Below are 23150 nucleotides of genomic sequence, written 5' to 3'. Positions count from 1 at the left end.
ATTACTCGTTTTCGTAACCGACGCGCGGGTCGATGAGGGTGTACAGTAGGTCCTGAAGGATGTTTGCGAACACCGTTATCAGGATGAAGATGAACATCAACGCACCGACCAGCGGCAGGTCGGCGTTCTTCGCGGCTTGGACGAACAGGTAGCCGATCCCGTTGATCGCGAAGACGGTCTCGACCAGGACCGAACCGCCGATGAGGAGGAACGCCTCGCCCGTGATGATCGGGACGAGGGGGATCAGCGCGTTCCGGAAGACGTGTTTCCAGACGATCGACCGGCCGGAGACGCCCTTCGCGCGGGCGGTCTCGACGTACTCGGAGTTGATGGTTTCGAGCACCGCGGTCCGACCGATCCGCATCTCGTTGCCCATCGAGGCCGAACCGAGCACGATCGCCGCGGGGGCTATCACCTTGAGCGCCGCGAGGAACGAGCCGTCGCCGCCCTTCCGGACCCACCAGTCGACCGGGTCCGTGACCGCGCCGAGCGGGTTGGCGAGGAAATCGAGAGTCGGCGGCGTCAGCACCTTCGTCGATATCAGCCAGTTCGACCAATCGAAGCCGGCGAAGAACTGTCCCGAGTTGGTGAGCACCGCGACGAGGATGATGGCGAGCCAGAAGTTCGGCATCGCACGCCAGACGATCCCACCGAAGGAGGCGAAGTAGTCGCCGCCGGTGTTGGGGTTGAGACCCGCGTAGAACCCGAGCGGGATCCCGATGAACAACGCGATCAGCACCGACCAGAACCCGAGCCAGATGGTCCGGGGCGCGTAGCTCGCCACGAGGTCGTAGGCGGGCGTCCCGGGTTGGATGACCCACGACTGACCGAGGTTGAACGTGAGCATGTCCACCATGTAATCGATGTACTGCTTCCAGAGCGGCTGGTTCAACCCGAGGTTCCGTCGGATCCGAGCGAGCCCCGACGGGTCGCCCATCCCGACGATCGCCGCCGCCGGGTCGATCGGGCCCATCCGCACCATCATGAACGTTATCGTGGTGCCGAAGAGCACGACCGGGATGGCCAACACCAGCCGTCGGAAGAAATATCCCCACCGACTCATTCGATGACCCTCACCGTGGAATCGAATCTCATGCTATGAGTGTCGTAAACGACGTGCTCTCATTATACCTTTCGTTTGTGATCGAGGCGAATATCACCACTGCAGGAGATGTTTTATATCGTGCAAAAATCCGACGAAATCGAGGGAGTTAGTTACGCTGTGAAGCGATCTTCACGTCGTTCTTCATGTCGCGGCTGGTCCCCATCGCACCCATCGGCGGGTACTCGACCCAGTTGTAGATGAAGCGCTCCTCGATCTGGTGGTAGAGGTTGATGAAGCCGACGTCCTCCCAGTTCGCCTCCTCCATCGCGATGTATGCTTTGTCCCGAGCCTGTTCCGCCTGGTCGGTCGGGGCCTGGTTGTTGGAGACCCGCTTGTAGGCGTTGGTCGCCTGCTGGGCCGCGTCGCCGTTCTCCCCCGTCCAGTTGATGTAAGAGATCGGGTCCGACTGCGAGGTGTCGGTCTGCGGGGGGTTCAGTAGCTGCACGAAGTTGTCCGGCGCGGGCCAGTCGGCGACCCAACCGAGGGTGTAGACTTCGAGCTGGCCGTTCGCGCCGCGTTCGAGCAGCGTCGAGAAGTCGGCCTGCTGGATCTGCATGTCGATGTGGGCGGCCTGGAGCTGGTCGCGGAACAGCTTCCCGAGCGAGAGCCAGGTGTCCGACTCGTACTGGGTCCACTGGAGGGAGTAGGTGTTGTTCTGGTCGTATCCCGCGTCCTCCATCACCTGGGTGGCCTGTGGCACCTGGGTCTGGTTGTAGCCGTAGGGATAGTTCTGTTTCGCGTGCTGGTCGTAGGACTTCGACCCACCCGGATAGATCCCCGGCGGCGTCAGATGGTAGGCGGGTTCGCCCCGACCCTTGAACACCTGCTCGGTCACCTGTTGTTGGTTCGCGACGTAGGCGAACGCCTGCCGAACGGGCTTCGGCACCTTCGCCATGTTGAACCCGACGTAGTAGGTGTTGATCGTCGGCACACTCATGTACTGCACCGTCGCGCCGTTCTCGAGCGGTCCGTAGGTCCCGAACGTCCGTCCCTGGTCGTCGGGGCCGCGCTGAACGTTGACCTTGCTCGGGTCGTACTGCGATGTCGGCATTCCCGGCTGTGCGGCGTCGGCGTTCTTCCCGATGAAGTACTGGTACTGGGACGACGCCTGCGAGATGACCTGCCAGTGAATGCCCGCGATCGACGCCCGCCCGTCGTGGTAGTCGTCGAATCGCGTGACGTCGACCGAGGTCCCGGATTCGTAGCTGTCGAACTGGAACGGACCCGCGCCGACGGGGTTCTGACTCGAGAACTGCTGGTAGTTCATCTCGCCGTCGTAGCCCTCGATGTCGCCGACGATCCCCTCGGGGACGGCGGCGAACGAGGTGTAGGCGAACATCTCCAGCGTCGAGTGGAACGGGGATTCGAGGGTGACTTCGAGGGTCTTCTCGTCCGGCGCTTCGAGCGCCAACGAGTTCGGCTTGTAGACCTCGTTGCCGTCCTGGGTCGTGGTCTCGTGTTGGACGTTGACCGAATCGAGGATGAAGTACGCCCGCTGGGAGTTCGAGGAGGCCGCGAGGCGCTCCCACGCGTAGATGAAGTCCTGCGCGGTGACCGTTTTGCCGTTGTGGAACGTGGCGTCCTTCAGCTGGAAGGTGTAGGTGGTGTTGTCGTCCGAGACGCTGAAATCCGACGCGAGCTGCGGTTCGACGGCGATGTTCGCGTTGGGGTAGTTCGTCAACGCGTCGAACACGTTCTGGATCACGGTCCCGCTCGCGGTGTCGGTCGCGGCGACCGGGTCGAACGTCGTGATGGTGTCGTTGATCAGCTGGAGGGTCTGGGAGGGGTCGGCCTGGATGGACTGGGTCTGCTGGCTCGCGCTCTGATTCCCACCCGACTGGTTGCCGGCGCTTGTGTTCCCACCACCGCTGTTGTTGCCGCCGCCACCGCCGCTACTGTTGTTCCCGCTGCCGTCGCCGCTACCGCTCGAACAGCCGGCGAGGGCCGCCCCGGCGGCCACGCCACCCGTGGCCTTCAGGAACCGACGCCGCGTCTGTTTGGTATCCTTAGTCATCCCAATTGTCGAGTTTTGCCAAGTGCGTATAAGTTTTGTGTTCTCGGTCAGGTCCGGCGTTTGAGCCGTCCTCCGGCCCGTTTAGAGGGGGCCTGAATCCAACGATTTCGGGTTCGTTTCAGCTGTCGAAACGAACATGAAAGACCGATCGTATTCGCCGGTGGTACACGCGGGTCGACCCCGGTTCGGTGCGTTTATGTAGCGGTGGTATGTACTCACATAGTATGACGCCGGATACGGCCGGTCTGGCGACAGCCAGCACGGCGGAGGACGTCATGGCCTCGGTCGACGACGACGGTGCGGTGCGGCGGTTCGTCGTCGCCGACATCTCCCGCGACGACGCGTGGGTGGCGCTGCCGCTTTGCGAGGCCGCACCGCTCGCGGAGTGGCGATGACGGGTCTCGGTATCCGGTGACCAGCCTTCTCAGTCCGACGTCGGCAGCGAGACGCGACTGACGCGCTCGCGGTGGACGGCATCGTAGACGACGAGTTCGGGAACGACCCACTCGATCGGGTCGATATCGACGTCACGGAGCGCCTCGACCGCTCCCGCCGACCCACCACGGGCGAGGGTGACGTGCGGAACGTACTCCGACCCCTCGAGCCCGGGGACCGCGTCGAAGTGCTCGACGAGTCGGTCGTGGATCCCGACCAATCCCGGGCTCTCGACGGCGAGGTAGACCACCGGCCCCGGACCGCGAACCGGGTCGTCGAACGACTCGATGGTCGCGATACGAGCCTCGACGGCCGGCGCGCCGGCGAGCGCCCGACGAACCCGCTTCGAGAGCCGTCGGTGGTCCGCGGACTCGAAGCGCTTCACCAACAGCGAGTGGCGCTCACGGATGCGCTCGAACGCCATCAGTCGGGGCCGAAGCTCGGCCGCGAGGCGCTTCACCTCGCCGGGAACCGGGACGTTGAGGCTGTACACGACCGGGGTCGGCGCGCGACCGCCATGACGATGGTGGTCGGGGACGCAAGCATCGCCGACTCGGAAGCGTTTAATATCCCCGCGCTTCGAGAAATCGGTACATGACTTGGACGCGCCACACCGCTTCGCCGCCGTCCACCGGCGCGTCCGTCCCGCTCCGACCGCGACGACCGGGCCGCTAGGCCCGCACACACTTCTCTCCCCGACCTGACTTGCTCCCCAGCCTCCACCCAACGGGTTCGCTGGGCGAACTTCACTCACGACACCAAATGACACAACACACGACACCCGACTCGACCGACCGCGTCGCGCTCGCCTTCTCCGGCGGGCTGGATACCACCGTCTGCGTCCCGCTCCTCGAAGAGGAATACGGCTACGACGAAGTGGTCGGCGTCACCGTCGACGTCGGCCAGCCCACGAAGGAGTTCGCCGAAGCAGAAGAAACCGCCGAGGCGCTCGACCTCGAACACTACGTGGTCGATGCGAAGGACGCGTTCGCCGACACCTGCCTCGACGCCGTCCGCGCCAACGCCACCTACCAGGGCTATCCCCTCGGGACGGCGCTCGCCCGTCCGGTGATCGCCGAGGCCATCCTCGACGTGGCGCTCGAAAACGACTGTAGCGCGCTCGCGCACGGCTGTACCGGCAAGGGCAACGACCAACTCAGGTTCGAAGCCGTCTGGCGCGACTCCGAGCTCGACGTGATCGCGCCGGTCCGCGAGCTCGGTCTCACCCGCGAGGTCGAACAGGAGTACGCCGACGAGCGCGACCTCCCCGTGGAGGGCGGCAACGCCGGCGCGTGGAGCATCGACACCAACCTCTGGAGCCGCTCGGTCGAGGGCTCCGAACTCGAGGAGCCGAACTACGTCCCGCCCGAGGACATCTACGACTGGACCCAGTCCCCGAGCGGTGAAACCGAACTCCTCGAACTCGAGTTCGAGGACGGCTACCCGGTGGCGCTCGACGGCGAGGCGATGGATCCGATCGAACTCATCGAGGAACTCAACGAGGTCGCCGGAAGCCACGGCGTCGGCCGGACCGACCTGATGGAGGACCGGATGCTCGGCCTCAAAGTCAGGGAGAACTACGAGCACCCGGCCGCCACGGTCCTCCTCAACGCCCACGAGGCGCTCGAATCGCTCGTGCTCACGAAGGAGGAACGGAGCTTCAAGAAGGGGATCGACCACGAGTGGGCCGAGAAGGCCTACGAAGGGCTGCTCGCCGCGCCGCTGGTCGACGCCCTCGATGGCTTCATCGACTCGACCCAGGAACGCGTTACTGGCACCGTCACGATAAAACTCGACGGCGGCCAGGCCCGCGCGGTCGGCCGCGAGAGCGAGTACGGCGTCTATTCGGCCGCCGCAGCCTCGTTCAACACCGCCGACGTCGGTGGCGGCATCGAGCAGGCCGACGCCACCGGAGTAGCCAAGTACCACGGCTTCCAGTCGCGGCTCGCGAGCCGCGTGATGGAGTCGGCCGAATCCGCGAAACCCCTCGCCGACGGCGGGGCGGAGGACGACGAACGCGAGGAGAACTGAGATGGCCGAGGGGAGCGACGTCGTCCGGGGCGAGCGGTTCAGCGGCGGCCCCGCCCGCGGCTTCCTCTCCTCGATGGCGGCGGACGAACGGATCTTTCGGGCGGACCTCGCGGTCGACCGCGCCCACGTCGTGATGCTCGCCGAACAGGGGATCGTCGACGAGGAGAGCGCGGGGTCGATCCTCGATGGCCTCGCCGCGGTCGAGGAAGCGGGGTACGACCACCTCTCCGGCGAGGACATCCACGCCGCCATCGAGTCGGCGGTCATCGACCGGGTCGGCCCCGACGGTGGCCGGATGCACACCGCACGGAGCCGCAACGACGAGGTAGCGACCTGTCTCAGATACCGGTTCCGCGAGGACCTGCTGGATACCATCGACGCGACCCTCGCCCTCCGTTCGGCGCTGCTCGAGAGCGCACGCGAGCACACGGAGACCCTGATGCCCGGCTACACCCACCGCCAACCCGCCCAGCCCACCACTGTCGGCCACTTCCTCGCCTCCTACGAGCAGGCGTTCGCGCGGGACACCGAGCGGCTGGTGGCGGCCTACGACCGCACGAACCGCTCGCCGCTCGGCGCGGCGGCCTTCGCGGGCACGCCCTTCGAGGTCGACCGCGAGCGTACCGCCGACCTCCTCGGCTTCGATGGGCTCGTCGAGAACTCGATGGACGCGGTCTCGACGCGGGACTTCCTGGTCGAGGGCGCGAGCGCGCTGGCCTCCCTCTCGGTCTCGCTCTCGGGGCTCGCGACCGACCTCGTGGAGTTCGCGAGCGACGGGTACCTCGACGTCCACGACGACTACGCCTCGACCTCCTCGATCATGCCCCAGAAGAAGAACCCCGACTCGCTCGAACTCGTTCGGGCCTGTTCGGGCGACGCGAATGCGGGACTGAACGGGCTGCTGACCACACTGAAGGGACTCCCACGGGCGTACAACCGCGACCTCCAGACCGCGACGCCCCACGCGTGGGATAGCGTCGACGCCGTCGTTCCCGCGACCGAGGTGGCCGCCGGCGCGGTGGCGACCGCGAGGTGGGAGCGGGAGGCGCTCGCTGACGCCGCCAGTGCGGGGTTCTCGACTGCGACCGGCGTCGCGGACCTGCTCGCGATGGCGGGGCTCCCTTTCAGAACTGCCCACGAGATCCTCGCCCTCGCCGCCAAAGATATCGAGGACGGTGCAGCCGTCGAGTACGGAACGGTCGCGGCCGCCGCGGAGGCGGTGCTCGACGACTCTCTCGATAGCTACGTCGAGCGCGAAGCGGTCGAGCGCGCGCTCGACCCCGAGGCCAGCGTGGCGAGCCGCGACTCGTTCGGCGGTCCCGCCCCCGCGTCCGTCGAAGCCGCGCTCGACCGGCGCGAGGCGGGGGTCGACGAGGACGAGGACGCGCTCGCCGACCGACGCGCGCAGCTCGACGGCGCTGCCGAAGCACTCGAACGGGAGGTGGCCCGACGTGGCTGAGCGACCGCCCCCGCGAGGGGGAACATTCATCTCGTCGTCACCGACGAACCGCGCGAACTGACCGCTTTTTCCGCCGGAGCGACGGCCACGGGTTCCTGTAAATTATCGAACAAGTTCGAAGCGTTTAAGCCGATAGACGGGTGAGAGGAGGGTACAATGGCAACCTGTCCGGAATGCGGCGGCGACGTGACGCTGTACGACGACGCCGAAGTCGGCGAGATCCTCGACTGTGGAACCTGCGGGAGCGAGCTCGAAGTGGTCGAAACCGACCCCGCGACGCTCGAGACCGCCCCCGAGCTCGAAGAGGACTGGGGGGAGTGACGTGAACATCGGCGTGCTCTACTCGCGCATCCGGCGCGACGAGAAGCTCCTGCTCTCGGAGCTCCGGGAGCGCGGCCACGAGGTCACGAAGATCGACGTTCGGAAGCTTCGCTTCGGCCTCTCCGAGCCGCCGGCGGCGTTCGCGGACGTCGACCTCGTCGTGGATCGATGTCTCGCGACCAGCCGGAGCACGTACGCGACACGGTTCCTCGACGCCTACGGCATCCCCGTGGTCAACAGCGCCGCGACCGCCGAGGTCTGCGCCGACAAGGTCAAGAACAGCCTCGCGCTCGCGAGCGCGGGCGTGCCGACACCCACCACCGAGGTCGCGTTCACGAAGGACGCGGCGCTCGAAACCATCGAGGACTTCGGCTATCCCTGTGTCCTCAAACCCGTCATCGGGTCGTGGGGTCGGCTGATGGCGAAGATCGACTCCCGGGACGCCGCCGAAGCGATCCTCGAACACAAAGCCACGCTGGGTCACTACGAGCACAAGGTGTTCTACGTCCAGGAGTTCGTCGAGAAACCCGGGCGCGACATCCGGGTTTTGACGACTGACGGCGACCCCGTCGCCGCGGAGGCGCGCTCGTCGGACCACTGGCTCACCAACGCCTCGAAAGGGGCCGAGGCAACGGCGTTCGAGCTCGACGACGAGGCCCGCGACCTCGTGGCCCGCGCGAGCGACGCCGTCGGCGGCGGCCTCCTCGGTGTGGACCTGATGGAGACCGGTAATTCGTACACCGTGCACGAGGTGAATCACACGGTGGAGTTCAAGGCGCTCGCCGAGGCCACCGACGTCGACGTGCCCGCGCGCGTGGTCGACTGGCTCGAAACCAAGGTCGAGGCCGACTCCGCGACGGTGACCGCGCCGTGAGCCTTGTGAGGGAAGGCGAATGACGAGGACCGCGTCGGTGGTCGGCGCGAGCGGGTTCACCGGTGGCGAGCTCCTTCGCCTCATCGACTCACACCCCGAGTTCGAACTCGAAGAAGCCACTAGCCGCGAATACACCAACAAAACTCTTGGCTCGGTCCACCCGAACCTCCGGGGGATCGACCAGCGCTTCAGCGATCCCACCGACCTCGCGAGCGTCGACGTGCTCTTCGCCGCGACGCCGCACGGCGTCTCGATGGACCATATCGACGCCTTTCAGGAGGCTGCCGACACGGTGGTGGACCTGAGCGCGGACTTTCGACTGGAGAGTGAAGAACAGTACGACGAGTGGTACGACGGGCACGCTCGCCCCGAACTCCTCGACGAGTCGGTCTACGCGCTCCCCGAGCGCCATCGCGACGAGCTTCCGGGGGCTTCCCTGATCGCGGCGGGTGGCTGCAACGCCACCGCGACGGTTCTCGGACTCGGCCCGCTGTTCGACGCAGGGATCCTCGCCGGCGACGAACGGATCGTGGTCGACGTCAAAGTGGGGTCGTCAGAGGGCGGTGCCGGCGGCGGGAACGCCTCCTCACACCCCGAGCGTTCAGGCGTCGTGCGCCCCTACGCGCCGACCGGCCACCGCCACGAGGCCGAGATCGTCCAGGCGTTCGGGTGTAACGTCGCGTTCACCGCCCACGCGGTCGACATGGTTCGCGGGGCGTCGGCGACGTGTCACGTCTTCCCCGAGAATCCGGTGTCGACGGGCGACCTCTGGGGTGCGTTTCGAGAGTCCTACGACGACGAACCGTTCGTACGGCTCGTGGCCGGCGGCACAGGAGTATATCGCTACCCCGAACCCAAGGCGGTCGCGGGGACCAATCACGCCGAGGTCGGCTTCGAGCTCGACCCGAGTAATAAACGAATCGTGGTGTTTTCGGCCATCGACAACATGATGAAAGGTTCTGCAGGGCAAGCGATACAGGCGGCGAACGTCGCGCTCGGCTACGACGAAACGGCTGGTCTCGACTTTCAGGGGCTCCACCCCGTGGGGACGCCATGACGGTCGTCCTCAAGATCGGCGGCGCGCGTGCCGTGAACCCGGCGGGTGCGGTCGCGGACGTCGCGGAACTCGTCGCCGAGGGCGAGCGGGTCGTCGTGGTCCACGGCGGGTCGACCGCGGTCGACGACACCCTCGACCAACTGGGCGAGGAACCGGAGTACGTCGAGAGCCCCTCGGGCGTCGTCGGGCGGTTCACCGACGAGCGCACGATGGAGGTCTTCGAGATGGTGCTCCCTGGCAAACTCAACACCGACCTCACGGCGTCGCTGCGGGCGGCGGGCGTGGACGCGCTCGGGCTCTCCGGGGTGGACGGCGGACTGCTCACCGGCCCGCGGAAGTCCGCAGTACGAGTGATCGAAGACGGCAAGAAGAAGATCCGCCGGGGCGAGCACTCCGGGAAGATCGAGTCGGTGAACGCCGACCTGCTCGAAACGCTGCTCGACGGTGGCCACACGCCCGTTGTGACGGTGCCGATGCTCGCCGACGACGGGACACCTGTCAACGCCGACGCCGACCGGGCGGCCGCGGCGGTCGCGGGCGCGCTTGGCGCGGAGCTCGTTGTGCTCACCGACGTCCCCGGCGTGCTCGCCGACCCCGAGGATTCGACCACGCTCATCGAGCATGCGGAGACGCCCGACGAACTCGATTCGATCGAAAGCGCGGCGGAAGGGTTCATGGGGAAGAAGGTGATGGCGGCGAAGGAGGCGCTCTCCGGTGGGGCGAGTGAAGTGATCGTGGCGAACGCGAACGCCGATTCGCCCGTGCTCGCGGCGCTCGACGGTAGCGGGACCCACATCCTCCCCGCGGCGCTCGAAACGGAGGCGACGGCATGAGTAACTTCATCCACTCGGAGAAACCGATCCGGATCGAGCGCGGTGAGGGACCCTACCTCTACGATACGAACGGAACGGAGTACCTCGACTGTGGTGCGAGCTACGCGTGTACGCCGCTCGGGCACAGCCACCCCGCCGTCGACGAGGCGGTCCACGACCAGGTCGACCGAATGACGTTCGTCCAGGCCTCCTACCCCGTCGACGCGCGCGACCGAGCGTTCGACGCGCTCGCCGCCGCGGCCCCCGATGGCCTCGAAAACGTCTGGCTCTGTAACTCCGGGACCGAGGCGAACGAGGCGGCACTGAAGTTCGCCCGGAGCGCCACTGGTCGGTCGAAGATCGTCGCCACGATGCAGGGCTTCCACGGTCGGACGATGGGCGCGCTCGCGACGACCTGGAACAGCGATTATCGTGATCCGTTCGAGCCACTGATCGGCGACGTGGAGTTCGTGCCCTACGGGGATAGCGAGGCGCTCGCGGAGGCGGTCGACGACGAGACGGCAGCGGTGATCGTCGAGCCGATCCAGGGCGAGGGCGGGATCAACGTCCCCACCGACGGCTACCTCGCGGCGGCGCGCGAGTGCACGGCGGACGCGGGCGCGGCGCTGGTCTTCGACGAGGTACAGACGGGGATGGGCCGGACGGGAACCCTCTGGGCCTCCCAGCAGGCCGGTGTCGTCCCGGACGTCCTCACGACCGCGAAGGGGCTGGCGAACGGCCTCCCCGCGGGGACGGCGCTCTGTGCCGACTGGATCGCGGAGAACCACGGCCCGCACAACGCGACCTTCAGCGGCGGACCAGTGGTAAGCGCCGCGGTCGACGCCACCGTCTCGACGCTGGTCGAGGAGGAGGTCCCGAGCAACGCCGACGACGTGGGCGCGTACCTCCGGGCCGGGCTCGACACCGAGATCGGCGACGACGTCCGCGATATCCGGGGTGAGGGACTCATGATCGGGATCGAGGTCAAGCGCGGCGCGAACCGCGCGCTCCGTGACCTCGCGCTCGACGCGAACCTCCTCGCGCTCCCCGCCGGGCGCTCGGTGGTCCGTCTCCTCCCGCCGTTGATCCTCGACGAGGACGACGCGGACGAAGTCATCGACGCGCTCTCGAACGTGCTCGGGGGCGAGTCGTGAGCGAAGCCCTCGCGGGCGTCTCGGACGAACAGGCCCGCGGACTCCTCGTCGACCTCGTGGGGACGCCCTCGCCGTCGGGCGAGGAGCGGGCGGGTGCCGACCTGCTGGTCTCGTTCTTCGAGACCCACGGCCGCGAAGCGTGGCTCGACGAGGTCGGCAACGTCCGTGCGCCCGCAGACGACTCGCTCCTGCTGACGTCCCACATCGACACCGTGCCGGGTGATATTCCGGTCCGCGTTGAGGAGACCGATGGGGTCGAATCCCTCTGGGGTCGCGGGAGCGTCGACGCGACCGGCCCGCTCGCCGCGATGGCGGTCGCCGCCGTCGAGAGCGGCGTGAGCTTCGCGGGCGTGGTCGGCGAGGAGACCGACTCGCGCGGCGCGCGCCACCTCGTCGAGACACGCGACCCGCCCGATGCGGTCGTCAACGGCGAACCCTCGGGCTGGGACGGGATCACCCTCGGTTATCGGGGGCTGCTGGCCGGCACCTACGTCGCCACCAGCGAGTCGGGGCACACCTCCCGCCCCGGCAACAACGCGATCGAGGACGCGATCGAGTGGTGGAGCCGGGTCGGCGAGGCCGTGGCGGCCGACGGCGACGAATGGACCCCGGTGTTCGAGCGCGTGACGACCAAACCGACGGCGATCCAGGGTGGGATCTCCGACGACGGGCTCTCGGTCGAGGCCACGATGGAGGTCCAGTTCCGGGTGCCACCCAGCCTGACGACCGACGAGGTCCGCGAGGCCGCCGACGGCGAGCTCGACGGCGGCACCGTCCGGTGGCACGACGAGGTCGTGCCCGTGATGACGAACCCACGGAGTTCGCTCGCGAGCGCCTTCCGCGGGGCGATCCGGAAGGCCGGCGGCGACCCCCGGCTCCTCCGGAAGACGGGGACGAGCGACATGAACGTCTATCAGACCTGGGACTGCCCGATGGTGACCTATGGGCCGGGGAACTCCGACCTCGACCACGCGCCCGACGAACACCTCTCGCTCGTCGAGTACGACGACAGCATCGCCGTCCTCGAAGCCGTCGCCGACCGGGTCGCGGAGAGTGACGGATGAGCCTCGACGCGGGCGGCGTTCGCCACTTCACCGACATCGACGATCTCAGTCGAACGGAGCTCGAAACCGTGCTCGACGCCGCGAGCGGCTTCAAATCACAGGTCGAACGCGACGAGCCCCATCCCGTCCTCGAACGCAAGACCCTCGGGATGGTCTTCGAGAAACCCTCGACGAGGACGAGGGTCTCCTTCGAGACCGGGATGACCCAGCTCGGTGGCCACGCGATATTCCTGGGTCCGGACGACATCGGCCTCGGCGGGCGCGAACCGCTGAAGGACATCGCTCGGACGCTCTCGGGCTACGTCGACTGCATCATGGTTCGACTGTTCGATCATGCTGACCTCGACGAACTCGCCGCCCACGCGGGCGTCCCGGTCGTGAACGGTCTGACCGACGACGCCCACCCCTGCCAGACCCTCGCGGACCTGCTGACGATCCGCGAGACGGTCGGCTTCGATGCCAGCGTCGCGTGGGTCGGCGACGGCAACAACGTCGCGCAGTCGTTCGTCCTCGGCTGTGCGCTCGCCGGCGTCGGCCTCACGGTGGCTACCCCACCCGAATACGGCATCAGTGAGGCAGTCCTCGACCGGGCGGCGGAGCTCGGAAGCGCGCCGACGGTGACCCACGACCCCGAGGCGGCGGTCGCGGACGCCGACGTGGTCTGTACGGACGTCTGGGTCAGCATGGGCGAGGATGGGAATCGAGACGAGAAGCTCGCCGCGTTCGAGGAGGGTGGGTTTCAGGTCGACGACGACCTCCTCGCGGGGAGCGACGCACGCTTGATGCACTGCCTGCCCGCCCACCGCGGCGAGGAGGTCACGAACGCGGTGCTCGAGAGCGACCGCGAGCTCGTTTGGCAGCAGGCCGAGAACCGTCTCCACGCCCAGAAGGGACTGCTCGCCTTCCTGCTCGACGCGCTCTGAGGATTGCGGCAACGGGTCGCGACAACCGGCCCACTTTTCCTCGCGGCGCGTCTCTCGCGACCAATGACGGAGCTCTCGCTCGGCTCGTCGGCCCCGGAAGCCGCCGCGGACGGCGTCTGGCTCGCCTGCATCGAGTGCGGCCGAACCAACGCCCCGTTCGACGAACCCACCTACCGCTGTCCCGACTGTGACGGCCTCCTCGAAGCGCGCTACGAGGCGTACCCGACCTTCGAGGACTTCTCGGGGAGAGGTGTCTGGCGCTACGCCGCCGCGCTGCCGTTCGAGTCGGGTGTCTCGCTCCCGGAGGGCGACACCCCGCTCCACGAGGTGCCGCGGCTCGAAGCCGACGTCGGCGTCCGGAGCCTCCGGGTCAAACACGAGGGGATGAACCCCACGGGGAGCTTCAAGGATCGGGGCATGACCGTCGGAGTGCGGGTCGCCCAGGAGCTCGGTGTCGACCGCCTCGCGTGTGCCTCCACGGGGAACACCAGCGCGGCGCTCGCGGCCTACGGCGGCCGTGCGGGGGTCGAGACCCTCGTCCTGCTTCCGGCGGGGAAGGTCGCGGCGGGGAAGGTCGCGCAGGCCGCCCTCCACGGCGCACGGATCCTCGAAGTCAACGGCAACTTCGACGCCTGCCTCGACATCGTGGCCGAGCTCGCCGATATGGGTGAAGCCTACCTCCTGAACTCGATCAACCCCTTCCGCTTGGAGGGGCAGAAGACGATCGGCTTCGAGATCCTGGAGGCGTTTCGGGACGACTACGGTCGCTACCCCGACCGGATCGTTTTGCCCGTGGGCAACGCCGGCAACACCGCCGCGCTCTACAAGGCCTTCCGCGAGCTCGTGGAGGCGGGCGCGCTCACCGAGGAGGAGGTGCCGATGCTCACCGGAGTCCAGGCCGAGGGGGCCGCGCCGATGGTCGAGGCCATCGAAGAAGGGTCGGACGACACCCGACGCTGGGAGGAGGTCGAGACCCGCGCGACCGCGATCCGGATCGGGAACCCGGTCAACGCCCGGAAGGCACTGCCCGGAATTCGAGAAACCGGGGGCACGGCGGTCGCGGTCACGGACGAGGCGATCGTCGACGCCCAGCGCGCGCTCGCGGAGGAGGGCGTCGGCGTCGAACCCGCCTCGGCGGCGAGCATCGCTGGCCTCCGGAAGCTTCGGGAGTCCGGCGTGGTCGCCGACGACGAGGACGTGGTCTGTCTCACGACCGGCCACCTCCTGAAGGACCCCGACGCGGCGGCCGCCGCTAGTCGGGACCCCGAGCCGGTGCCGAACGACACCGAGGCGATCCTCGGTCATCTCGCCGAGTAAGGTCCGAACTCGGAGCGGTCACGGACGCGTCGCCGGTCGAGCGCGGGGTATAACGGCGATACTGCTAACCGGTAGCCGTCCCAATAGGTCGTATGTCCATCACACAGGGCTCCCAGCCCGCGCTTCCCGACCGCCGGCCGCTCCTCACGGTCGTCGCCGCGGTCGCGGTCTGTGTCGTCCTCGGCGCGGCCGCCGGGCTGGTGACGAGCCCCCAGATAGCGACGTGGTACACCACCATCGAGAAATCCGGCTTCACCCCGCCGAACTGGGTGTTCGGTCCGGTCTGGACGGCGCTCTACGCGCTCCAGGGCGTCGCGGCGTGGCTGGTCTGGCGGGCGGGGTTCGACCGCCGCGGGGTCCGGCTGGGCCTCGTCGCCTTCGCGGTCCAGTTCGTGCTCAACCTCGCGTGGTCGCCCGCCTTCTTCGGGCTGGAATCGCCGGCGCTGGGGCTCGTGGTCATCGTGCCGCTTTGGGTCGCGATCGTCGCCACCATCGGGCTCTTCGCCCGAATCGACCGCCGTGCGGCGGCGTTGCTGGTACCGTATCTCGCGTGGGTCTCGTTCGCCACCGCGCTGAACTACGCGATCTGGACGCTCAACTGAGGCGACGACGGTTGCGCCGTCCCAATACGTTCAGTTCCTGAAGACGAATATTTAACACGGATTCCTCGATAACAACGGTCGCTATGGGACGATACGACAGACGGCGGTTCCTCCAGTTGACCGGGACGGCGGTCGGGGTGGCGACGCTCGGCGTCGGCACCGCGACGGCGAGCCGCTCCGACTCGCGCTTCTTCATCAACCTCCGCGACGTCGACCGCTCCGAGATTCCCGACGACGTCGAGATCGTCCACGACCTCTCGCAGGCGGACGTGCTGGTCGCGCGTGGCGACCAGGACCGGGTGGCGGGCACGACGGTCGCCGACCGGGTCATCGACCGGGGTGACGACCGCGTCGGGGCCGTCGAGTCGCGGGACGGGCCGACCACCGACGGTAAGGGGTCGAGCCACAACCACGACGGCGCGCCCTCGAACAGCGAGTTCCAGTGGGACAAGCGCGAACAGGACGTCAGCAACGACCTGACCGGCAAACCCGGTGGCGGGAAGTCGGTCCACGACGTCTCGACCGGCGCGGGCACCCGCATCGCCGTCGTCGACTCGGGTGTCTACGACGCCCACCCCGACCTCGCGGACGTCGTCAACGACGAGCTCTCGGAGAACGTCTCCGAGGACCCCTACGACTGGCGGCCCAACGGGGCCGGCGACCACGGGACCCACGTCGCGGGTATCATCGCCGCGACGAACAGCAACGACGGTCCCGACGGCGGCGTGCTCGGGACCGCCCCGGACACCGAGATCGTCTCCTACCGGATGTTCTCCGGCCAGGAGGGCAAACAGGGCGACGGCTACGCCGGCTGGGTGAAGGCCGCCGAGGCGGGCTGTGACGCCATCAACTACAGCGTCGGCTTCCCCGCGCCGTACGTCTATCCGGACCGCGAGTACGAGGAGGAAATAGACCTGCGGGAAGAGCTCCGTATCGCCGAACAGGTCGCCGAGTACGTCCGCTCGCAGGGGACGGTCATCGTCAACTCCGCGGGCAACGACGAGCTCGACATGAGCGGATCCCACCCCGAATACGGCGAGATCCTCAGCATCCCGACGGAGGCCGAGGGCGTCTTCGGCGTGGCCGCGACCGGCCCGATCGGCTGTGGCTGGGGCGGCAAACACAGCGACAACGAGGAGAAGTGGTTGACGGGGAATCGACTCGAGGACCCGACGGACTCCCCGGCGTTCTACACCAACTACGGGAGCGCCGTCGACGTGAGCGCCGCGGGCGGCGACGCGGACCGCGACGCGCTCGACAGGATCCCCGAGGCGGAGCGCGACCTCGTCTACTCGACCATCGTGAAGACGACCTACGAGGACGGCCCGGACGACGACGAGGACGAGCCAGTGAACCGGCCGAGCGAGATCGTCGACACCGAACCGGGCTACGGCTGGAAGGCGGGCACCTCGATGGCCGCCCCGCAGGTCGCGGGGGCGGTCGCGCTCGTGCGCTCGCTCCGGCCCGACGCGAGCGTCGAGGCGGTCGAATCGCTCATCCGGGAGACCGCGAGCGACGCGCCCGGCGGCGAGGCCTACCACGGGGCGGGACATCTCGACCTCGAACGCCTCGTCGAGCGCGTCGGAAAGTAGTCAGTAGATCGAGCCGAACCCGGCACTGACGGTCATTTTTCGACCCCCAATTCGACAGGGGAACGGGGAGAGCCGCTCAGTTCCCGTCGTCCGAGAGAATCGTCGCCCGACCGGTGTGGTCCGAGTCGTCGAACTCCTCGATCCGGAGGTCGACCTGGGTGTCCACGAGCTCCGGCGCGGCGTCGGTCAGCGTGAGCACGGTGTCGCCGATCCGTGCCACACCCGCACCGTCCTCGTAGCCCGTGACGAAGGCGGTGATCTCCTCACCCGCTTCGAAGCTCGGGGTCGTGGTTCGAAACGACCAGCCCGCCGTGAACGCGTCGAAGCGGCTCATACCCGCGCCACCTCCTCGGACTCACGGTCGGAGACGTATTCGAGACCGAAGCCCGAGAGGGCCGCGACCACGAAGACGAAAAAGAGGAACCAGCCGTGGAAGACGAACGGCCAGACCTGGGCGGGGTTGACGAGCATCGCCTGGGTGAACCAGTCGTACTGGTCGGGCAGCCCGAGCATCGCGGTGTAGCCCGCGAGCACGCCGCCGCCCCACGGGAAGATGTAGCCGAGCGCCGAGGTGTTGGCGTCGAGGATGTTGGCCCGCCGGTAGCCGTTGATGTTGAACCGCTCGCCGATCCGGGCGATGTAGGGGGCGATCGCGATCTCGGCGGCGGTGTTGATGGTGATCATCGAGTTGATCGCTGCCGTCCCGAGCACCATCGTGGTCTCGGCGCGCCGGACGCTGGTGGCCACAGTGTTGAGAAGCCAGTCCTGCATCGCCGCGAAGCCGCCGCCGCGAACCAGGATCTGTGCGCCCGCGACGATCACGAGCGTGAGCACGATCAGCGGGAAGAAGCCGGTCGCCCCGGTGTAGAGGCTCCCGCCGACCGCGGAGGTCCCGGTGTCGACGAGTTCGACGAACGGCAGCCCCGAGAGCGACTGGGCGATCCCCGAGTTCCGCGGGGCCTGGAAGACGAGAATGTCGCTCACCGACGCGAGGCCGGTGGCGAGGCTGGCGACGATCGAGACGATGATCCCCCAGGAGATCGCCTCGACGATGTGACGACCGGCCACCGCGGTGGCGATGACGACGCCGATGGCGAGGAGATGGACGAGCCCAAGCGGGTCGCTGTTCTGGACGAACAGGGACTGAGCGTTCTGCCCGACGTCGAACGGGCTCCCCATCGTAGTGCCCGCGACGACGTAGCCGACGAGCGCGAGGACCGCCGCGATGACGGCGTACTTGAACCGCGAGGCGACCACGCCACCGATGTCGGCGTCCTGGGTCACCGCGCTCACGATCGTGGTGTCGCTCACCGGCGCGAGGTTGTCGCCGAAGACCGCCCCCGAGAGGATCGCCCCGAACATGAGCACGGGGCTCGCCCCGAGGAGCACGCCGGCCGGGAAGAAGAGGGTCGTGAACGCCACGGCTGTCCCGTAGCCGGAGCCGATGCCGGTCGCGAGCAGCGCCGCGAGGAGGAAGGTGATCGCGGGAAAGAGCGACGCACCGACCGAGAGCGCGTTCGCCGCCCAGACGAGGCCGCCGACGAACCCACCCGCTTGGAGCGTGTCGGCGAACATCCCGGCCCAGAGCCACGCCACGATGGCGGTCGCCGCCACGGGTTGGGTCATCCCCTCGAAGATGGTGTTCGCGTAGTCCTTCCAATCGCCCTTGACGAAGAACATCCCAACGATCAGGGCGATCAACATGCCGATCACCAGACCGGAGGTGTCGCCGACCTGGAGCAGCCCGCTCTGGACCACCGCCCAGACCACGAAGATCGCGAGCGGGAGCGCGCTCATCCACCGCCCGCCGTAGAACTCGATCCGTGGCCCCTCGCTCGCGTCACCGAGGCCCTCACCGTACTCGTCGGCCGATCCCTCGGATCCGCCGGTTCTATCGCTACTCATTGATAGTTCGTCAGGTGATGTTCGGAGGAAGCTGAAATAACTATCGCTACTCGGTACCGTTGAGCGCGATGTATCGGGTTCCGATGATCCGCTCGTCGGCTTCGAGCCGTTCGCGAAGGTCCTCTGGGACGGCGTGGTCGAGGTTGTAGACCGTGAGCGCCTCGCCGCCGATGGTGCCGCGGGCGTTGAACATCCCCGCGATGTTGATGTCCGAATCGCCTAGTACTGTGCCGATAAATCCGATCACGCCGGGGGCGTCCTTGTTGCGCGCGACCAGCATGTGGCCCGCGGGGATGGCGTCGACGCGGAAGCCGTCGATCCGGACGATCCGCGGGTCCTCGCCAGCGAACAGCGTCCCGCAGACCCCGACCTCCTGGTCGCCGTTCTTCACCGTGACCGTCACGAGGCTCTGGAAGTCCTCGGACTGGCGGGTCTTCGACTCGGTGACGTCGATACCGCGCTCGTCGGCGATCCGCGGGGCGTTGACCGCGTTGACCTGCCATTCGAGCGGCTCGAACACGCCTTCGAGCGCGCTCGCGGTCACGAGGTCGACCTCCTCCTCGGCGATCTCGCCCGCGTAGCGTATCTCGACACCCTCGACGCGGCCGTCGAGCAACTGGGTGGCGATCTTCCCCGCCGTCGAGGCGATGTCGAGGTAGGGACGGACCCGCGGGAACGCGCTCGCGTCCATCGAGGGCGCGTTGAGCGCGTTCATCACCGGTTCGTTCCGGAAGGCCGAGAGCACCTGGTCGGCGATGTCGGTGGCGACGTTCTCCTGGGCGGCGTGGGTGCTCGCGCCGAGGTGCGGGGTCACCACCACGTCGTCCGCCTGCAGGAGGGGGCTGTCGGGCGAGAGGGGTTCGTCCGCGAAGACGTCGATCGCCGCCCCGCGGAGGGTACCGTCGTCGACGGCAGCGGCCAACGCGTCCTCGTCGACGACGCCGCCGCGGGCGCAGTTGACGAGGAAGCCACCGTCCATCCGGTCGAGTTCGTCGCTGCTGATCAGGTCCTCCGTCTCGGGGGTGAGCGGGGTGTGGAGGGTCAGCACGTTGGCCTGTTCGAGACACTCGTCGAGTTCGACGAGTTCGGCACCCAGCCGGCCGGCGCGCTCCTCCGAGATGTAGGGGTCGTAGGCCACCAGGTTCATCCCGAGGCCGTCGAGCTTCTTCGCCACCTCCTGGCCGACGCGGCCGAAGCCGACGATGCCGAGGGTCGCGCCGTTGAGCTCGGTCCCCAGATAGTCACTCTTGGCCCACTCGCCCTGCTTGAGCCGGCCGTGGGCCTGGGGGATCGACCGCGCGGCGGCGAACGTCATCGCGACGGTGTGTTCGGCGGCGGCGCGGACGTTGCCCTCGGGTGCGTTGGCGACGATCACGCCGTGTTCGGTCGCGGCGTCGATGTCGATGTTGTCGACGCCGATCCCGGCCCGACCGACGATCGTGAGTTCCGGTGCGGCCTCGAACAGCTCGCGGTCGACCTCGGTGCCCGACCGGACGACCAGCGCACCGGCGTCGGCGACCGCCGACCGGAGGTCGTCACCCTCGACATCGTAGGCGGTTTCGACGTCGTGGCCCGCCTCGCGGAGCCGGTCGAGACCCGGCTCGGCGATGGGGTCCGTCACGAGTACCTTCATGTCCCGAATCATCGACGCGGCGGGCATAACCCTTTCTTCACGTGCACGATTCGCCGCTCCAGTACGTGACCGACGGGGTCGGAGCGCACCACCCGAGTGTTTATTCGGATGGTAGGCGGAGGTACGGGGAATGGATCGACGGGGGTTCCTCGGCACGACCGCGGCGGCCGGCGCGCTCTCGCTTTCGGGTTGTGCGGGCGTGACCGAGCTGGGTCGCCGCCCGGATGCGACCCTGGGCGGTGGAGCCCCCGACCGAACCACGACTGGGAGCAGTTTTAACGGGGAAGCTACCGCCGACCCCAGGGACTTCGTCTGGGCCGAGCAGGCGCTCTGGCGCGACGAGCGGGTCCGCGAGAACCTCTTCGCCTTCGCGGGCCGCCACGACCTCGCGGTGGTCATCGCGAAGGCCGACGCCGGGATCGACGACGTGCCGGCCCTCGAAGCCGCGTTCGCCGTCGCCGAACGTCACGGTGTCGAGGCGTGGATCAACGTCGGCGTGCTCAAGTCGCTCGATGCGACCGCGTTCGTCGCGGACGGGGAGGCGCGTCGTCGACACCTCGACGGGCTCGCGACGGTCGCCGCGAGCTACGCCGAATCCTTTCCGAACGGTCGGGTCATACTCTGGCAGGAGGCTCCCGTCGGCGGCCGGTGGGTCGAGAGCGGGGCCTGGAACGACCAGGCCGTCTCGAACCTCGAACGCCTCGGGCCGCGGATCTTCACCGACCAGCGGGAGCAGGTAGCCGAGGTCGCCCCCGATGTCGACGTCGGGGTCTTCGTCCACTTCCCGTACCTCGTCGACAGCAAACAGCCGAAGACGTTCGTGGAGCTCACGGATGGTTTGCGGGCGCGCGACGCGTTGCCGGCGTTCACCTTCACCGACTTCTACCGGGGCTGGTACGCGAAGGACGTAGGCCCCGAACCGGCGAACCGGGCCGTCGAGAGCCTCGTGAGCAACGCCCGAACGGCGACCGACGGCCGGCCGGTGACGTTCCTCGGCCAGGCCCACACCATCGACCCGCGCTACACCCCCAGCAAACAGGACGTCTGGATGGACCTCCGGGTGGCGCTCGGGGCGGGAGCCGAGGGAGTCGGCTGGTACGCCCGGACCGCCTACACCCCGACCGAGCGGGGATTCGACCCGTTTCTCCCCAACCGCGGGCCGGCGGCGCGCGACGGACCCCACGCCAGCACGCTCACCTTCGCCCGCGACCGCTACCAGTACGCCTACGCCGCGCTCCGGTCGAAACGCCGGGGCGAGGGAGCCGGTTCGGAGAACGGGTCGAAGGGCGACCCCATCGACCTCTGGCTCGTCGGTCGGGATTTCTCGTTCTACGACCACCGACTCTCGGCCCGAACTCGTGACGGGGAGTGGACGTTCCTCGGGGACTTCGACGGCTATCTCGACGGGAACTACCCCTACGGACGCGACGGCCGCACCGTCTCGATCTTTCGAGGCCTCCCGCGCGAGCGTTTCGCCCCGGACGGCCGGCTCGAATGCCGGGTGAAGACCCGGCCTCGAAGCGACGGTGCGCGTCTCTCGGCGGCCCTCGCGATGCCGGCGACCGTCGCGTGCTTTCTCACCGAGGGAGCCGCCGCGGCCGTCGACCGCGACCTCGAACGGTTCAGCGCCGGCCACGCGACCGTCGACGAACCGCTGACGGCCGGCGACCCGACGACGGTCGCGCTCGACCTCGCGACCCCCGACCGATCGATGGAAGTGCTGGCCTTCCCGGACCACCGCACCCAGCGGAAGCGGCTCCGTAGACTCGAATCACGTTCCGGGTTCGCCCCGAGGGAAGTCTTCGACCTCTGGGTACGCACGGCGGAAGCGAACGGTGTCCCCGATCCGAGCGCACTCTCGCTCGTCGGGGATTCGGGAACTCGGGGGCTCGGCGGGGCCAGCACGACCGTCTCGACGGTTCCCGACGGGTCGGTGTTCTACGGTCTCCCGCGCGATGCCCTCGGTCACGAGGACGGCTCGCCGTCGCTCGAACTCGCCGGCGACGCACGTGACCGCGTATCGAGCGCGTACGCGATGCCCTACGCCGGCCTCGTGGCCTTCAGACCCGCAGGGAGGGCGATGAGGGTGCTCGACACCGACCCCGAAGCCGCCCGAACGTACGCCATCGCGGTCGTCGGGGAGTAGCTCCCGGACCGCTGCCCGACTCCAGTAGGTTGAACCCGCTCGACCCGAAGGGTGGGTATGAACCTCGTCGCGTTCGATTTCGACGGGACGCTCTCGAACTCGGAGATGACGGTCCTGCTCGGCGAGCAGTGTGGGGTCGCCGACGAGATGGCGGCCATCACCGAGCGCGCGATGAACGACGAGATCGAGTACGCCGAGAGCCTCCGCGAGCGCGTCGCGCTGCTCGAAGGGCTCCCCGTTGAAGCCGTCGAAGCCGCCTTCGACGCGGTCGAACTCAACCCCGGTGCGGCCGACCTCGTCAACGTGCTCAACGACGCCGGCGTCGTCACGGCGGTCCTCACGGGTGGCTTCGGCCGGGGCGTCGAGCACGTCCTCGCCCGGAACGAGACCCCGGTCGACACCATCGTCGCGAACCAGCTCGAGTTCGACGGCGAGCGGCTCACCGGCGAGGTCAGCGGCCCGCTGGTCGAGGGGACGAAGGACGACGCGCTCCGGACGGTGGCCGGAAACGCGGGAGTCGACGTCGAGGACACGGTCGCGGTCGGCGACGGTGCGAACGACCTCCCGATGCTCCGCACGGCGGGCCTCGCGGTTGGCTACGACCCGAAACCCGCCGTCGAACCCCACTGTGACGTCGTGGTCGAGTCGATGGCCGAGCTCCGCGACGTGCTCGAAGCGCGGGACGTTCTCTAAGCGGAAGGCGGGC

The 23150-nt window shown here is 68.1% G+C and carries 21 protein-coding genes; 15 read left to right on the top strand and 6 right to left on the bottom strand.

All coding sequences use genetic code 11. From position 1 onward, the window contains the following. Position 1: 1 nt before the first annotated feature. Positions 2-1063 (bottom strand): ABC transporter permease, encoded by a 1062-nt coding sequence (locus tag D3261_RS09915; protein ID WP_120071933.1) that lies wholly within the window; start codon positions 1061-1063, stop codon positions 2-4. Between the two features lie 148 nt (positions 1064-1211). Further along, entirely contained in the window at positions 1212-3119 is a 1908-nt protein-coding gene (locus tag D3261_RS09910) for an ABC transporter substrate-binding protein (protein ID WP_120071931.1), read from the bottom strand. A 224-nt stretch (positions 3120-3343) separates the two neighbouring features. On the opposite strand from D3261_RS09910, the gene D3261_RS20360 reads away from it, so the two are divergent. Next, on the top strand, positions 3344-3514 hold the full coding sequence (locus D3261_RS20360; protein ID WP_192927991.1) for a hypothetical protein: 171 nt from the start codon (positions 3344-3346) through the stop codon (positions 3512-3514). A 29-nt stretch (positions 3515-3543) separates the two neighbouring features. Here the strand turns inward: D3261_RS20360 and D3261_RS09905 are convergent, their stop codons facing one another. Continuing rightward, positions 3544-4047, bottom strand: a complete 504-nt coding sequence (locus D3261_RS09905; protein ID WP_120071929.1) for a 2'-5' RNA ligase family protein — start codon at positions 4045-4047, stop codon at positions 3544-3546. A gap of 269 nt (positions 4048-4316) precedes the next feature. Between D3261_RS09905 and D3261_RS09900 the strand changes: the two genes are divergently transcribed. The 12 genes from D3261_RS09900 to D3261_RS09845 all read left to right on the top strand — a co-directional run bounded on the left by D3261_RS09900 (position 4317) and on the right by D3261_RS09845 (position 16760). Then, entirely contained in the window at positions 4317-5585 is a 1269-nt protein-coding gene (locus D3261_RS09900) for an argininosuccinate synthase (RefSeq protein ID WP_120071927.1), read from the top strand. A 1-nt stretch (position 5586) separates the two neighbouring features. Next, positions 5587-7044 (top strand): argininosuccinate lyase, encoded by a 1458-nt coding sequence (gene argH, locus D3261_RS09895; protein WP_120071925.1) that lies wholly within the window; start codon positions 5587-5589, stop codon positions 7042-7044. Positions 7045-7200: 156 nt separating this feature from the next. Then, entirely contained in the window at positions 7201-7365 is a 165-nt protein-coding gene (lysW, locus tag D3261_RS09890) for a lysine biosynthesis protein LysW (protein ID WP_007691430.1), read from the top strand. A gap of 1 nt (position 7366) precedes the next feature. Then, positions 7367-8239 carry a lysine biosynthesis protein LysX gene (lysX, locus tag D3261_RS09885; RefSeq protein WP_120071923.1) on the top strand — a complete coding sequence of 291 codons (873 nt, stop codon included), beginning with the start codon at positions 7367-7369 and terminating at the stop codon, positions 8237-8239. Positions 8240-8258: 19 nt separating this feature from the next. Then, complete coding sequence (argC, locus tag D3261_RS09880) at positions 8259-9296, top strand: N-acetyl-gamma-glutamyl-phosphate reductase (RefSeq protein WP_120071921.1); 1038 nt, start codon at positions 8259-8261, stop codon at positions 9294-9296. Continuing rightward, the gene (locus D3261_RS09875; RefSeq protein WP_120071919.1) at positions 9293-10129 is read left to right on the top strand and encodes an acetylglutamate/acetylaminoadipate kinase; all 837 of its coding nucleotides are present in this window, start codon (positions 9293-9295) and stop codon (positions 10127-10129) included. Before argC ends, D3261_RS09875 begins: the two co-directional genes overlap by 4 nt. Continuing rightward, positions 10126-11262 (top strand): aspartate aminotransferase family protein, encoded by a 1137-nt coding sequence (locus D3261_RS09870; protein WP_120071917.1) that lies wholly within the window; start codon positions 10126-10128, stop codon positions 11260-11262. The genes D3261_RS09875 and D3261_RS09870 overlap by 4 nt, the downstream gene beginning before the upstream one ends. Then, a complete protein-coding gene (locus D3261_RS09865) occupies positions 11259-12326 on the top strand; it encodes a [LysW]-lysine hydrolase (protein WP_120071915.1) in 1068 nt (355 codons plus the stop codon). The genes D3261_RS09870 and D3261_RS09865 overlap by 4 nt, the downstream gene beginning before the upstream one ends. Further along, the gene (gene argF / locus D3261_RS09860; protein WP_120071914.1) at positions 12323-13249 is read left to right on the top strand and encodes an ornithine carbamoyltransferase; all 927 of its coding nucleotides are present in this window, start codon (positions 12323-12325) and stop codon (positions 13247-13249) included. The genes D3261_RS09865 and argF overlap by 4 nt, the downstream gene beginning before the upstream one ends. Positions 13250-13312: 63 nt before the next feature. Beyond that, positions 13313-14566, top strand: coding sequence for a threonine synthase (gene thrC / locus D3261_RS09855; RefSeq protein WP_120071912.1), 1254 nt, complete (start codon positions 13313-13315; stop codon positions 14564-14566). 92 nt (positions 14567-14658) lie between these two features. After that, positions 14659-15168, top strand: coding sequence for a TspO/MBR family protein (locus D3261_RS09850; RefSeq protein WP_120071910.1), 510 nt, complete (start codon positions 14659-14661; stop codon positions 15166-15168). Between the two features lie 83 nt (positions 15169-15251). After that, positions 15252-16760, top strand: a complete 1509-nt coding sequence (locus D3261_RS09845) for a S8/S53 family peptidase (protein ID WP_120071908.1) — start codon at positions 15252-15254, stop codon at positions 16758-16760. 76 nt (positions 16761-16836) lie between these two features. Here the strand turns inward: D3261_RS09845 and D3261_RS09840 are convergent, their stop codons facing one another. Genes D3261_RS09840 through serA form a run of 3 tightly spaced genes read right to left on the bottom strand, consistent with a single transcriptional unit; the run spans position 16837 to position 20298 of the window. Continuing rightward, positions 16837-17094, bottom strand: coding sequence for a hypothetical protein (locus tag D3261_RS09840; protein ID WP_120071906.1), 258 nt, complete (start codon positions 17092-17094; stop codon positions 16837-16839). After that, positions 17091-18665, bottom strand: coding sequence for a Na+/H+ antiporter NhaC family protein (locus D3261_RS09835; protein WP_120071904.1), 1575 nt, complete (start codon positions 18663-18665; stop codon positions 17091-17093). The genes D3261_RS09840 and D3261_RS09835 overlap by 4 nt, the downstream gene beginning before the upstream one ends. Before the next feature lie 46 nt (positions 18666-18711). Further along, the gene (gene serA / locus D3261_RS09830) at positions 18712-20298 is read right to left on the bottom strand and encodes a phosphoglycerate dehydrogenase (protein WP_120072045.1); all 1587 of its coding nucleotides are present in this window, start codon (positions 20296-20298) and stop codon (positions 18712-18714) included. 130 nt (positions 20299-20428) lie between these two features. Here serA and D3261_RS09825 point away from each other — a divergent pair, with 130 nt between their 5' ends. Next, positions 20429-22444 carry a hypothetical protein gene (locus D3261_RS09825; RefSeq protein WP_120071902.1) on the top strand — a complete coding sequence of 672 codons (2016 nt, stop codon included), beginning with the start codon at positions 20429-20431 and terminating at the stop codon, positions 22442-22444. Positions 22445-22501: 57 nt separating this feature from the next. Then, positions 22502-23137, top strand: a complete 636-nt coding sequence (gene serB / locus D3261_RS09820; protein WP_120071900.1) for a phosphoserine phosphatase SerB — start codon at positions 22502-22504, stop codon at positions 23135-23137. Positions 23138-23150 lie beyond the last annotated feature (13 nt).

The sequence above is a fragment of the Halococcus sp. IIIV-5B genome (assembly GCF_003602035.1).
Classification (GTDB): Archaea; Halobacteriota; Halobacteria; order Halobacteriales; family Halococcaceae; genus Halococcus; species Halococcus salsus.
Note: the sequence above shows the minus strand (reverse complement) of the source record. Positions and strands in the feature narration are given on the sequence as shown.

Bases quoted from the DNA above. Each gene is read 5' to 3' on its own strand.
- D3261_RS09915 (WP_120071933.1), bottom strand. From the start codon at position 1,063: ATGAGTCGGTGGGGATATTTCTTCCGACGGCTGGTGTTGGCCATCCCG.
- D3261_RS09910 (WP_120071931.1), bottom strand. From the start codon at position 3,119: ATGACTAAGGATACCAAACAGACGCGGCGTCGGTTCCTGAAGGCCACG.
- D3261_RS20360 (WP_192927991.1), top strand. From the start codon at position 3,344: ATGACGCCGGATACGGCCGGTCTGGCGACAGCCAGCACGGCGGAGGAC.
- D3261_RS09900 (WP_120071927.1), top strand. From the start codon at position 4,317: ATGACACAACACACGACACCCGACTCGACCGACCGCGTCGCGCTCGCC.
- argH (WP_120071925.1), top strand. From the start codon at position 5,587: ATGGCCGAGGGGAGCGACGTCGTCCGGGGCGAGCGGTTCAGCGGCGGC.
- lysW (WP_007691430.1), top strand. From the start codon at position 7,201: ATGGCAACCTGTCCGGAATGCGGCGGCGACGTGACGCTGTACGACGAC.
- argC (WP_120071921.1), top strand. From the start codon at position 8,259: ATGACGAGGACCGCGTCGGTGGTCGGCGCGAGCGGGTTCACCGGTGGC.
- D3261_RS09875 (WP_120071919.1), top strand. From the start codon at position 9,293: ATGACGGTCGTCCTCAAGATCGGCGGCGCGCGTGCCGTGAACCCGGCG.
- D3261_RS09870 (WP_120071917.1), top strand. From the start codon at position 10,126: ATGAGTAACTTCATCCACTCGGAGAAACCGATCCGGATCGAGCGCGGT.
- argF (WP_120071914.1), top strand. From the start codon at position 12,323: ATGAGCCTCGACGCGGGCGGCGTTCGCCACTTCACCGACATCGACGAT.
- thrC (WP_120071912.1), top strand. From the start codon at position 13,313: ATGACGGAGCTCTCGCTCGGCTCGTCGGCCCCGGAAGCCGCCGCGGAC.
- D3261_RS09850 (WP_120071910.1), top strand. From the start codon at position 14,659: ATGTCCATCACACAGGGCTCCCAGCCCGCGCTTCCCGACCGCCGGCCG.
- D3261_RS09845 (WP_120071908.1), top strand. From the start codon at position 15,252: ATGGGACGATACGACAGACGGCGGTTCCTCCAGTTGACCGGGACGGCG.
- D3261_RS09840 (WP_120071906.1), bottom strand. From the start codon at position 17,094: ATGAGCCGCTTCGACGCGTTCACGGCGGGCTGGTCGTTTCGAACCACG.
- D3261_RS09835 (WP_120071904.1), bottom strand. From the start codon at position 18,665: ATGAGTAGCGATAGAACCGGCGGATCCGAGGGATCGGCCGACGAGTAC.
- serA (WP_120072045.1), bottom strand. From the start codon at position 20,298: ATGAAGGTACTCGTGACGGACCCCATCGCCGAGCCGGGTCTCGACCGG.
- D3261_RS09825 (WP_120071902.1), top strand. From the start codon at position 20,429: ATGGATCGACGGGGGTTCCTCGGCACGACCGCGGCGGCCGGCGCGCTC.
- serB (WP_120071900.1), top strand. From the start codon at position 22,502: ATGAACCTCGTCGCGTTCGATTTCGACGGGACGCTCTCGAACTCGGAG.